The following is a 12605-nucleotide window of genomic DNA, read 5'->3' as shown; positions in this document are numbered from 1 at the left end:
GTTATTATATATTTATTCAGAAAAAAATGCAAATGATTATTTAAAGAAATTTATTGATTTTTTTATATAAGGGTCCCTCCACATGACTATGAACTTAAGTTTTTCACTATCCATAAAGCAAAAAAACGCTATTCTTTCTGTATATTTCTACAAAAAGAATAGCGTTTTTTTGATTATATGGATACAAATTTATCTTAGCTTGATAGCGATGTACGGTGACCCCTATTTGCTGTTTCCAAGTTTCTAATAGATTGTACAAGTTTATATCTGAATATTCGATCTGAATTTGTGCAAAGCAAGTGATATTTCAATTAAAGATAATAAGCTTATGGATGTGTATTTGACATAAATAAAGGTGTAAGCATTATTAATTACCATCGAAATGATTTCGATTAGGCTTAAATGCATGTGTTTTTCCCCCATACACAATCAAGAAACCGAGCAAACTTAATAATGCGAGTATCCATGGGAAAGAACCCGCTCCTAATTGATTCAGCATCATTCCGCCAACAAATCCACCTCCAGCTACTGCAAGGTTGAAAATTGTGACAAAAATAGATTGAGCCACATCTGCTCCTTCCCCAGCAGCATCTGCTATGGCCGTTTGTAATAATGTTGGTGCCCCACCAAATGTCAAGCCCCAAGCGGCTATTCCAATATAAATGAGTAATGGTAAACCATTTGCGATTCCTAGCACAAGTGACGTAACAGCGAAACCAACAAGACTGATTATTGTCATCATCCGTAAATAGTTATCAATAAATACACCTATCACCCAAATCCCTACTATCGATGAGATACCGAACGTTAGTAAAGCGAGACCGACGTGATTAGCAAGTCCAACATACGCCATGTATGGGGCGATATAGGTATAGAGAATGTTATGAGCCAAGATCCAAACAAAGACGACACACAATATCGGGAGAACGCCAGGCACTCGGAAAATCTCATAAATAGGTTGCCGTTGTTGAGTGGATTGTCCAGAAAAATCTGGCACTTTTATATATATCCATATCATCAAGAAAAGTGTAAGCACACCAATTATGATAAAAATAGATTGCCATTCCAAAAACATTCCTAACCAAGTACCCATGGGTAGCCCTAATGATAAAGCGATTGGTTGCCCTGTCCCTGCAATCGCCAACGCACGACCTTGTAAAGATGGTGCAACCATCCGACGAGCATATCCGGCCACAAGCCCCCATAGCAATCCGGTGGACATTCCGGAAAGGAAACGTAATCCTAAGGTAAGGACAAAGTGAGAAGAGATTGCCGTTGCCATATTTGCAAGAAATAGGATACTTAGTGCCAGTAATAACACTTTCTTTCGCCTCCATCCTCTTGTTAACGCAACAAGGGGAATGGCCGCTACAACCGAACCGATAGCAAAGAGTGTCACCAATTGCCCTGCTAGTGCCTCTGAAACATTGAACCCTTTACTGATTTGTGGCAGTAATCCAGCTGGTATCGTCTCGGTCATAATGGCAAGAAAACTAGCAACCGATAAGGCGATTAAATTCCATATAGGAAGTTGAACTGCATGGGATGTTTTTGTATGGCTAGCTGATTTATACCCGCTCACTGTTTGCTTCCTACTAACCCGGAAGCCGCCATATCTTTGTCCCCATGTCCCGCGTCAAGCGCACGTTGGAATCGTTGCAATCCGGCACGAGTAATATCTATAGATATCCCCATTTGTTCAGCAGCTTCCACAACTAATTGTGCATCTTTCACTGCATTAGCAATGGAAAAACTGGTTGTATAGTCGTCCTTCATCATTGCTGCCGCCTTCTGTTGAAAATAAGCATTATCCATTGGTCCACCAGTAACGACATCGACAACAAGTGTTGGATCAATACCTAGTTCCTTTGCTATTGTAAGACTCTCTGCAACACCATGTGTTAACGCAAAAACCCAACTGTTTAATGCCAATTTTAAACGACTACTTGTTCCTGCTTGGTCGGAAACCCATACTGTTCGTTTTCCTATCGCATCAAAAATGGGGTTAATCCGTTCCCTTTCTTCCGTCGGCCCAGAGGCGAGAATAACAAGCTGTCCTTGTTCCGCTGGCTGTTTCGTCCCCTGAACAGGTGCATCGTAAAAAATTAAATCATGTTGTTTGGCAAAGGAAGCTAATTCATCAATCGCTGTTATTCCAACCGTACTCATTTGAATCCATATCATCCCCTTAGACAAGCTTTGCTTTACCGATTTCATGACCTCTAATACAGCAGTTCCATCTTTGAGAAGACTGATAATGACATCAGCACCACTTACCGCCTCTTGTGGCGTATCAAACACGTGAATACCAGTAGATCGAAGCTTTTCTGCTTTAGAGAGTGTTCGGTTCCATGCATGCACACGAAACGCATTTTTTTGTAAATTAGCAGCAACAGGGGCACCGATAATTCCTGTACCAAGTACGGTGATTGTTTTCCCTTTTAACTTTACATTGTTCATATTATAAAGACCTCCTATGATAAACTGAATGTTTATGAAGTAAGAGCATCATTCAGCCTATTTAATTTATTTGTCACATACTCTATGACTTTATTTTTTTATATGATAAGAATCCTCCTCTCTCTATTAAAGATGCTTTTATATGGAACTGTGTAGCTCCTTTATAAAGACTATTGTCATTTTATAAAATAAAAGGTACGCTGTACATATATATAATAATGTATAATAACTTACAAACCTTATTTAAATAGCTATAATGCTGTTTTTAATTTATTAATAAAAGGAGGTGGTAAAATGGATGCAATTGATGTAGATATCTTGGAGTTGTTACAAACAAACGGGCGAATTTCGATGGTCGAATTAAGCAAAGAGGTCCACATGACACAACCAGCAGTAAAAGAAAGGGTGAAAAAGCTAGAAGAGAAAGGAATCGTTACGGGATATCAGGCTTCTGTTTCCCCGCATAGTATTGGAAAATGTATCTCAGCGTTTATCCTTATACAATCCTATGACTGTCATTCTTTTATAGACTTTTGCGAGCAATCACCTGAGGTAATCGATTTATACCGAATAAGTGGTCAGTTCAATTATTTACTTAAGGTGGTAACCGAATCGATGGAGACATTGGAGGAATTTAGTGATGCCTGTAATAAACATGGCAATTTCACCACCTTAATGGTGCTCTCAAACAAGTTTGAAAACAAGGCATTACTTCCGAAAACAGAAACCCTAGATTAATAGCATGTGAAATAGAATCACTTTATTATTTTTCAGAAAGGAACGCAACATTTTTACTCGTTACTTTATAATGATCTAGAAGAACTTTTTCCAGGTATGCTCAAAGCTATTTTACAGGTGAACCTAGAAATTATTGAATAAGGTGCTAATGATAAAAAAAGTAGAAAAAGACTAGTAAATTTACTAGTCTTTTTCTACTTTTGTAGTGTTAATATTAGATTTTATTTTAATAAAATCTAATATTAACACATCTTTATTCAAAAGCTAGATGTACCTAATTACAGATGACTTCCACCAGTTACATCCATATTATGCCCCGTAATAAAACTCGCTTTTTCACTCGCTAGAAATGAAACAACATTTGCAATTTCTTCTGGTTGACCCTCTCTTTTTAAAGCACTCATATTCTTTGCATTTTCTTGACCTTCTTCTGTATGCAGCCAGTTAGCAGTTGAATCCGTATCAATGATTCCAGGCATTACGGAATTAATCGTAATGCCTTTTTCACCCAATTCCTTTGCTAGTGTAAACGTCATTGTATTAATTGCGCCTTTTGTCATACTGTATATCATCATATGTGGGAATGCGATACGTGTCACACCCGATGATAGATTTATTATCCTACCATTGAATGCTATAAATCCGATTAGAGATTGTGTGATAAAATATGGCGCTTTAACATTTGCATTAAATAGACGATCGAACTCATCATAGTCCACTTCTCCAAATCCATTTGATGTAGCATGTCCAGCATTGTGAACAATTGTATGCAGTGATACATTACTATCTTGGATTAGCATTTCCTTGGTTTTTTCGATGAATTCGTTAATCCCTTCACTGGAATTGAAATCACCTTGAATTAAATGTACTTGTCTGCCAATCGATTCAATTTCTGCTTTGACTTGATTAGCCTTTTCTATATTTTGATTATAATGTAATAATAAATTGAATCCATCATTTGCAAGTTGGATTGCGATTGCCTTTCCTATCCCTCTAGAAGCTCCTGTTACCAATGCATAATTATTTTTTTTCATGTATTATACCTCCCTTTAAAGAGAGTGTAAGGGTTAACCTAAGGGTAAGGTCAAATACTTAATACTTAGACGGAAAAATAAATTCCGAAAGGCGTTTGGAGGAATATAGATAATCATCCGAACTTAATATACGTTCATAAATATATGGTTCGGATAATTCTATTTCATTTTTTTTCATTATCTCATTTATTTTTAATATCGATTCTTCTTGATAAGGATCAATTTCATAGAAAAACTTTTGCGCTTGAAAACCAAAATAACTTGTGATTGCCAATTGATTTAGTTCGTAATTTTTTAATTGTAAGGCGATACGAATAGGGTGAATTTTATTATCTATCAGTTTATATGTGATGATTCTTTCATTCTTTTTAACATTAATTTCGCTAACTAATTCTTCTAGGTTATTCAGTGCTACACATATATTTTCATTTGGTAATAATTCATATTCATATACGAACAATGATTCTAGATACTCTTTTTTTACTTCGTTATTTAAAATCGTAATTGCAGGATTCAGGCCTTTCAATTTATTTATTGTTTGATTTGCATCTTTTATCTTATTTATTTCCAATTGAAGTTTTTCTTCTATTAAATTACTTATTTCAGCATCTGATAACTTTCTATGAATGATTTTGCTGATTTCATATAAGCTAAACCCTGCTTGTTTTAATAAATTTATTCGTTTAGCAGTTAGTAACTGATTCTTATCATAATATCTATAATCATTATTCGGATTAATAAACACAGGGTTCAAAATATTATGTTCATCATACAGATACAAAGCTTTTCGTGATAAGCCAGTTAACTTGCTAAAGTCTTTTATCAGAAGTAAATTATTGTTCACTTATGAATCACCTACTATCAATTTTATTTAAATTTATAATATACATTATAAGATTTAAGTTCAATTTATTAAAACGTGAATCTTCTACTTGGGGTACCGCCACATCGCCATCAAGCTAATATTTTTAATTACCCCCATAACGAAAATTTTATGCATCGTTGACTATTGATAATGATAGGTTATGTTAATTAAAATTGTATGGGTGATATATCATAGGTATTTGTATTTCAAGTTATATATTGGTATGATAACCTGGTTAATTTAGGGAAATGAAGGAGGAGGAACATGGATTTAATCAAAGAAGTGACTTTATTAAGATATCAATTTAGACTTATGCAAAGTATGATTCAGTCAGACGAATTCCCATTTTATAGATTTGTTATAGATTATGAATTTGAAGAAGAACAAGTAAAAGCTTTAAGAAAAATTTTAATTGCATTTCATGATCGATTAACTAGAGAAGAAGTTTCGATTTTTGCCCAAAATGATCATTTATTTTCTAAATTTAAACTTCCTTTAGATATACTATACAGCTCAGAAAAGCCTAATTTAGATGAGTTTAAACTATATATCACTAAGATTTTTCATCAAGAATTTGAATTGAAATACTTGTTATTAAGTTTAAAAAAACAATGTATTTTTGTGAATGTCTGTGATTACCTTTTAGAGCAATTACAAATTAGTAATAACGTTTGATTATGTAAACAAAAAGTCCCTTCAGATATTCTAAAGGGACTTTAATAGGATTCTAGATTGACTGCTGATGAGTGTTGTTATGTTAATTAACACCACTTCTTGTTTTATAATGTGAAGTTTGTAATGAAATAACCAAATTCATAACCTGTTTTTACTACTCCGGCTCCTAATATTACATATAGAGAATATTTAATAAAAGGATTTTCTTTTAAGAAGTTTTTTAGATTATTCATGTTGAATCCTCCATGTTAATTTTATTAGCTGGATAGCGATGTGGTGCTACACCATATATAATTATTTTATTTGAAAGTCTCTTTTAAATTTTTTTCAAATCTTTTCATAGGTTGATATACAAAGACGTGTAGTGATAAACCTATAACTGCAGTAATGTTTAAAATAATGCTTATACTCATTAAAGACCATTCTATAACTGGAGAAAAGTATCCGTTCATACTTAATGTAGAAGAGCTTACACCTAGTATTAAAATAACTATTAGTAAAGGTAAGTTTTTAACCAATTTAAATCCTCCTTTAAACAAAACATTCTTATATTATTATATCATACAATACGGTATGTAATTGTAATTTTGTTGATGGAATTAAACATGGAAAGTATCAAGTACATTGCCTTTTACTAGTTAAACTATGACGATTTTTTCAATGGCCTACTAAATAGATATGACTTTTTCAGATGGTAATCTATGGGGATTTAACTTGTTTTTTCGTTTTGGGGAATAATGAATTTTTCAACTTGATGACGAGGGGCTGAGCCCCATCGCTATCAAGCTAAAAAAAGAAATACCCTCAAAATCAATAAAATACGTTATTCTTTCTGTAGAATCATAGGAAAGGATGGCGTTTTTTGTATGTCTATTTCTGTATCTGATGAACTACAACTATTTGCACAGGAAATTCAGAGCCTTTTATCCCCAAATACCTTACAGAATCTAGCTAAAGATGTTGGGTTTGTACAGCGAACAAGTAAGTATCGAGCACAAGATTTAGTCGCTTTATGCGTATGGATAAGCCAAAGTGTAGCAAAAACTTCCTTAACCCAGTTATGTAGTTGTTTAGAAGCATCAACAGCAGTACTCATCAGTCCTGAAGGACTGAATCAACGATTTAACGCCGCAGCCGTGCAGTTCCTACAACAAGTATTAGCTAAACTTCTGAACCGAAAATTATCTTCATCTAGGTTGTGTTCTTCTCCCTATACTTCTATTTTTAAGAGTATTCGCATCTTAGATTCAACTGCATTTCAACTTCCAGATGTATTTTCATCGGTTTATCCAGGTGCAGGAGGTTGTAGCCATAAGGCTGGTATAAAAATTCAACTTGAATATGACCTTTTAAGTGGACAGTTCCTCCACATTCATACAGGACCAGGTAAACAACATGATCGAACCTACGATTCTTTGTGCGTCCCGACTGTGAAAGCGAATGATTTGTGTATCCGAGATTTAGGCTATTTTCACCTCAAAGATCTTCAACATATACACGATAGCAAAGCTTACTATATCTCCCGTATTAAATCCAATACACGTATTTATCAGAAAAATCCTAACCCAGATTACTTCCGAGATGGACGAATAAAGAAGAGTACGCAATACATTCAGTTAGATATGGAGAATTTGATGAATTCCCTTCACTCAGGACAAACCTATGAAATAACAGATGCTTATGTAGGGATGAGTGACAAAGTACCAACTCGTGTCATCGTCCATCGACTTACCGAAGAGCAACAACAAAAACGTCTACGAGATCAAGCTGTTCGAGAGAAAAAGAAAGGAATGACATATTCTCCTCGTAGTAAACGGCTCATTGGTATAAATGTGTATATGACAAACATCCCTATAGATATTGTCCCGATGGGACAGGTACATGACTGGTATTCTTTGCGTTGGCAAATCGAAATTTTATTTAACACGTGGAAGTCATTCTTTCAAATTCATCATTGTAAAAAGATAAAACCAGAACGATTGGAGTGCCATTTATATGGTCAATTGATTGCCATTCTACTCTGTTCTTCTATCATGTTTCAAATGCGCCAATTACTCCTCATGAAGAAAAAATGGGAACTGAGTGAGTATAAAGCAATATATACGATTAAAGACTATTTTCTTCTTCTATTCCAAACTATTCAAAAAGACACCCAAGAGCTATCAAAAGTGTTAATTCGCCTGTTCAATCTACTACAGCAAAACGGGCGGAAATCTCATCGATATGAGAAAAAAACGGTCTTTGATATATTAAGTGTCGTTTACAATTGTACCATGTCTGATAATCAAGCCGCTTAATTCAAAAAAGCGAAACCCGTTAGGGTTTATTTCGTATGCAAATTTTCAAATTACCTACACTTGCCCTTTAGAAAAAAGAAACAATCTCGCCTAAAATTGACTTTGAATAAGCTTAGCTTGATAGCGATGTGGCGGTACCCCTTATAGATAAAATTCTTTACACCCTATAAATAGTGTAGTGTAATTATAGAGTTATAATTTATATTTATATTATTAAAATTACAAAAGTTTGCGGAGGGATTATAGATGGTTTTAAAGAGGCAAGTTGCGCATTTTCACACAGGTATTCACACAAAAAATGCATTCAGAAATGTATATGAATTAGACACTAGCTCTCAAAATGAAATTATAGAGGAAGTTATAATACCGTACTTAAAAAATGAAAAAATACATTTTGATGGGTACTTTATTGAACCGGAAAGTATAGATAGAATTATTATTAAACGATCTCATATATCTTCAAAAAAATTTTTAGAAATTGAAGAAGAATTAGCGTTGGCGTCTCGAGTAGTTTCAATAAGTAGAGCTTCAGACATAATGAACAATGAAGAATATACAACAGATATAACAAAAATTATGTTCTCCTTAGCAAAGGATAAGCTAAGAGAGGAAGGACATACAACAGATGAATTTTCAAATAGTGTTATAGTTACAAATAATAATGCTGCAAATGATGAATCTGAAATTGATAGAACAAAGGTATTTATTGTGCATGGACATGATGACTTTGCTAAAACACAAGTTTCCGACCTTATTAGAAGATTAGGATTAAGACCGATTATCCTTCATCAACAAGCAAACGAAGGAAAAACAATAATTGAAAAAATTGAATCGCATTCAAATGTAGGATATGGTGTAGTCTTATACACACCATGTGATCTTGGTTCAAAAGCAGGGGAAGAGGATAATTTAAATCCTCGTGCTAGACAAAATGTTGTTTTTGAACATGGGTTTTTAATAGGGAAAATCGGAAGAAAAAATGTAGCTGCACTAGTGAAAGATACAGTCGAAACACCAAATGATATATCTGGAGTAGTGTATATTTCAATGGGATCTGAGGGTAGTTGGGAGCTTCAGCTTGCAAAAGAATTAAGAAGTTCCGGTTATGCTATTGATTTGAATGATCTATAAAACTCTGAGCTATCATTAAAATGCTTTCTAAAAAAGCTTTTCATATTCGTTTATAACAGTTCTTTTAGACTTATCTAATGTAATTGTATGCAAAGGCGTTAAATACTTATAAATGAAAGTATAGCCCCTTATAATTCATCTTTATCAAAATTAGTAAAACACCAACCATAATTACTAGATTATTAGCAGCTAGTATATTTTTAAACAGTGTGTATACACTAATAAAGACAGGATGCGTCAACATCCTGTCCAAGTAACTGCTACCGCAAGGTGGGCAGTTGCTAAAATTAAATTATCTTTTTTTAGAACCGCCCTTTCGCTTGCAGGCATTTTTAGGGGCGGTTCTTTTACGTTTACTGCCGAGTTTTTTGACTAGATTATTTGCATAAGCTGTAAAAAACACCCATAGTAACGTCTTGGTACGAACCAGGGCTTTATTTTTTATTTATACATAAGCAAAGAACCACCATCAACGTCGGTCAAACGTCAAAAATGGTTCCTAGCACAATATACCCGAATCTTTTATACAGGATACGAAATATGTTTACAATAAAAAAGACTCTACTAGTTGTATGCGTCCGAGATAGAGTGTTTTTCGTTATCTATGTATTGCAGATGTACCACTTTATGGTATGATATTGATAGTAACTAGAAACGTGGGTGGGCGGTTGCAACCTTTCGTCATTTGATGATGGAGGGAGGTGTAACCGAATGGATATTTTACTGCAATTATTACAAGACGCTGCAAAGGTGTTTTTGACGACACTTGCTGCTGCGTATGCAAACAAACTAGTAGCCAAACGTAATAATAAACGTAAAAGAACCACCCCGACGTCGACCAAACGTAAAAGAGGTGGTTCTAAGAAGAACAAATAAATTTTTCTTTGCAACCAGCCACCTTGCGGCGATAGTTACGAATTGGACGGGATGTTGACGCATCTCGTCTTTTTATATTATGCACTTACCGTAGTAAGTTAAAACCATTAATTTAATTTATAGCTTGTCCAGTGTATAAATGTCCACTGGCATATGTTTTTTTCTGAAACAGCACATTGGTTGTTACTAGTCCAAACTGTCCCCACATAAGTATGTCCCCCATCCAAACGTCCGTAGTCGAGCTGCTAAGGTCGTCCATCAAGTTTATACCGTCATGCATCCAGCTTGTCCAAGTGTCCAGTGTCCAGCTTTTCTATCTACGTTCATTATACATTTTACGTCCATAGTTGACAACCATAAACTAATAAGTTATAAAAAGTTACGTTGCATAAAAAAAGTGCCCCTGGATCGTCCCAGGGCGTTCTGGACCAATTCCACAAATTGAATGGGTAACCTCTAATAATAAAGGCTTTGAAACAACTTATAAAAATGCTTCAAAAATGTTTAGATTACCATGAAGCAAGTATGAGTACATTTATTCAGTGGTTACATTGGGGATTGGTGTTAACGAAAACCTCCCCAAAAATAACAGAAAAATTAAGTCAGCACTATTATAAACACTTTAACATCTTCTTAATACAAAAATACCCAAGTAATATGTCGATTATCTTATGTGAACAAACAGGGAGAGGATATAAAGAGGGATTAGGATACTTTCCAACTCCTTTTCAGCTAAGTATTATGATGACTTATGTAGTATATAAAGATATTAATAATCCCATGAAAAGAGAACAATATAAGCAGAAAACTGTATATGATCCGTGCGTTAGTTGCGGTTCAACCTTTCTTCCTGCTTCAAATTATTCTTTAAAAGGATCTGCTCAAGATGTGAGTAAAACTGCTTTAGATTTACTTAAAATACAGTGTATGTTATATGCCCCCTGGTTTGCTTTTCATCCAGAACATATACAAGCTTTTGAGAATGAAGCTTCAATTAGTAGTGAAAAGTAACTAGAATTTATTTGTAAAATATTCGAAATTAAAATGTGGTCGGGACCCCTTATATTGGATCATCGAGCAGATTGTTTTGGCGCTTTGGGACAAACTCCAAATAAAATTGAACATATTGTTGTAAATTCTATTTTGTCGGAGTCTATGGTTTAAAGTTAAGGTTAAAGGCAACAAAAGCGGTGATTCCAATGTAACGGGCGTTACAGTTTAAATAGTAGAAATACCGTGGAAGACTTTTGGTAAAATGTGAATTTTAAAATATAAAAACTTAAATCAGTAATTCATGTGGATATGGATTACAGGGGAACAATTGGTTTAATTTTTGTGATTCGGTGATATAATTTAATTGTACACTTAGAGTAGACCCTATTGTGACACTTTTTTGTGTACATTTAGATGCATTGTAAATTGTGTACTTACACAATTATACAAAGTAAAAAAACAAGAGTATTGCCGTACCCTTGTTTTTTATAGCCAATTGGCGAAGTTAGTTCGCTAGTCGTTTTATTTATTTTTCTCGAACCACTCTTTAATGATTGCCGTCATTTGAGTGGTTTTTTCTTTTATTTTTAACGAGTTCGATAGAGAATCTCCGACTTGTTGACCAATACCTAAAAGCATTCCTTTTACTAAAAATAAAAGTATGTTTTCCATTATTATTTCACCTCCTTTCTATCTATTTGATTTTTGATAGAAATAGGTAGAAACTAACTTCACATGATAAATTTGGTCGTTGATTTGGCTATGGATTTATAATAACATGTTTCAGTTTAACGTACATTTTAAAAACTAAATATAACCCCAGAAATTAACACTTATTTATTAATATTTTTTGTTGAATTTATTTAAAATGTTTTAGCTAAACCTATCGTTTGATAAAAATTTTAATTTTGTAAGCTGTTGTTTTGGGATGCCATCCCCGTGCTTATTACTATTGAAACCCTATTATTTTCACTAGAAACAGCCATATGCCATCGTTCAGACCAACTTCGTATTTATTGTCATACTTAGTTTCTTGTTTACATATAGCACATTTACATCATCCTTTTTGTTTAGATTTTTAATACATGCCCCGACACCGTATAAATCACCAGTTGTTTTATAGTCAACTTGTCCAAACTTACCACCAATATCCTTAAAAACTCTCTTTGTACATATGAATGTAGTATGTGGTACCTAAGGTGTCTGTTTTTTGCAGATACAGTGTAATATTATTATAAAAAGATTTATTTTTAAAATAGCTAAAAAATTAAACAAATAATTTCTTCATTATATAAGTAAAAAAGATAAGAAAACTTTACTTACATATATTCAAGAATTATATGTAGTTATAATACGGAATTTATTTTCTTGTAGTTAATTACTATTGAATATAAATATATGTCTTTCAGTAGGAATCCCTCATTCTTCTGTATTTACATATATCTATATTTTCACTAATTTATTATGATATCAACGTTAATTTAAAGTGGCTTATACAAAATATATAAGCGGGATTTTTAAGGAGGGAAGACGGAC

General features: G+C 33.7%; 13 protein-coding genes. 6 read left to right on the top strand and 7 right to left on the bottom strand.

Features of this window, described 5'->3' with window-relative positions:
• Positions 1–367 precede the first annotated feature (367 nt).
• Together NSQ69_RS27325 and NSQ69_RS27320 are read right to left on the bottom strand one after the other, a co-directional pair.
• Positions 368–1582 (bottom strand): MFS transporter, encoded by a 1215-nt coding sequence (locus tag NSQ69_RS27325; RefSeq protein WP_341099952.1) that lies wholly within the window; start codon positions 1580–1582, stop codon positions 368–370.
• Complete coding sequence (locus tag NSQ69_RS27320; RefSeq protein ID WP_341099950.1) at positions 1579–2460, bottom strand: NAD(P)-dependent oxidoreductase; 882 nt, start codon at positions 2458–2460, stop codon at positions 1579–1581. Before NSQ69_RS27320 ends, NSQ69_RS27325 begins: the two co-directional genes overlap by 4 nt.
• A gap of 294 nt (positions 2461–2754) precedes the next feature.
• Here NSQ69_RS27320 and NSQ69_RS27315 point away from each other — a divergent pair, with 294 nt between their 5' ends.
• Positions 2755–3198: an Lrp/AsnC family transcriptional regulator gene (locus NSQ69_RS27315; RefSeq protein WP_341099949.1), complete on the top strand. Its 444-nt coding sequence runs from the start codon at positions 2755–2757 to the stop codon at positions 3196–3198.
• Between the two features lie 278 nt (positions 3199–3476).
• Here the strand turns inward: NSQ69_RS27315 and NSQ69_RS27310 are convergent, their stop codons facing one another.
• On the bottom strand, positions 3477–4232 hold the full coding sequence (locus NSQ69_RS27310) for an SDR family NAD(P)-dependent oxidoreductase (RefSeq protein ID WP_341099947.1): 756 nt from the start codon (positions 4230–4232) through the stop codon (positions 3477–3479).
• A gap of 58 nt (positions 4233–4290) precedes the next feature.
• Positions 4291–5076 carry a MerR family transcriptional regulator gene (locus tag NSQ69_RS27305; RefSeq protein WP_341099946.1) on the bottom strand — a complete coding sequence of 262 codons (786 nt, stop codon included), beginning with the start codon at positions 5074–5076 and terminating at the stop codon, positions 4291–4293.
• Between the two features lie 285 nt (positions 5077–5361).
• Here NSQ69_RS27305 and NSQ69_RS27300 point away from each other — a divergent pair, with 285 nt between their 5' ends.
• Entirely contained in the window at positions 5362–5772 is a 411-nt protein-coding gene (locus NSQ69_RS27300; RefSeq protein ID WP_341099945.1) for a DUF1878 family protein, read from the top strand.
• A 104-nt stretch (positions 5773–5876) separates the two neighbouring features.
• Here NSQ69_RS27300 and NSQ69_RS27295 read toward each other — a convergent pair whose 3' ends face one another.
• Together NSQ69_RS27295 and NSQ69_RS27290 are read right to left on the bottom strand one after the other, a co-directional pair.
• Complete coding sequence (locus NSQ69_RS27295) at positions 5877–6005, bottom strand: hypothetical protein (RefSeq protein WP_341099944.1); 129 nt, start codon at positions 6003–6005, stop codon at positions 5877–5879.
• Between the two features lie 66 nt (positions 6006–6071).
• A complete protein-coding gene (locus NSQ69_RS27290) occupies positions 6072–6290 on the bottom strand; it encodes a hypothetical protein (protein WP_341099943.1) in 219 nt (72 codons plus the stop codon).
• A gap of 348 nt (positions 6291–6638) precedes the next feature.
• Between NSQ69_RS27290 and NSQ69_RS27285 the strand changes: the two genes are divergently transcribed.
• From NSQ69_RS27285 to NSQ69_RS27270, 4 genes are all read left to right on the top strand, one after another.
• A complete protein-coding gene (locus tag NSQ69_RS27285) occupies positions 6639–8069 on the top strand; it encodes an IS4 family transposase (RefSeq protein WP_341099942.1) in 1431 nt (476 codons plus the stop codon).
• Between the two features lie 246 nt (positions 8070–8315).
• Positions 8316–9200, top strand: a complete 885-nt coding sequence (locus NSQ69_RS27280; RefSeq protein ID WP_341099940.1) for a nucleotide-binding protein — start codon at positions 8316–8318, stop codon at positions 9198–9200.
• 711 nt (positions 9201–9911) lie between these two features.
• Positions 9912–10076 carry a hypothetical protein gene (locus NSQ69_RS27275; RefSeq protein ID WP_341099939.1) on the top strand — a complete coding sequence of 55 codons (165 nt, stop codon included), beginning with the start codon at positions 9912–9914 and terminating at the stop codon, positions 10074–10076.
• 471 nt (positions 10077–10547) lie between these two features.
• Entirely contained in the window at positions 10548–11087 is a 540-nt protein-coding gene (locus NSQ69_RS27270; RefSeq protein WP_341099938.1) for a hypothetical protein, read from the top strand.
• 504 nt (positions 11088–11591) lie between these two features.
• On the opposite strand, the gene NSQ69_RS27265 is transcribed toward NSQ69_RS27270, so the two are convergent.
• Positions 11592–11741 (bottom strand): hypothetical protein, encoded by a 150-nt coding sequence (locus NSQ69_RS27265; protein WP_341099937.1) that lies wholly within the window; start codon positions 11739–11741, stop codon positions 11592–11594.
• Positions 11742–12605: the final 864 nt, after the last annotated feature.

The organism is Bacillus sp. FSL R10-2201 (assembly GCF_038008665.1).
Taxonomy (GTDB): domain Bacteria; phylum Bacillota; class Bacilli; order Bacillales; family Bacillaceae_G; genus Bacillus_A; species Bacillus_A mycoides.
The sequence above is the reverse complement of the archived record's forward strand: the minus strand, read 5'-3'. Positions and strand labels throughout refer to the sequence as shown.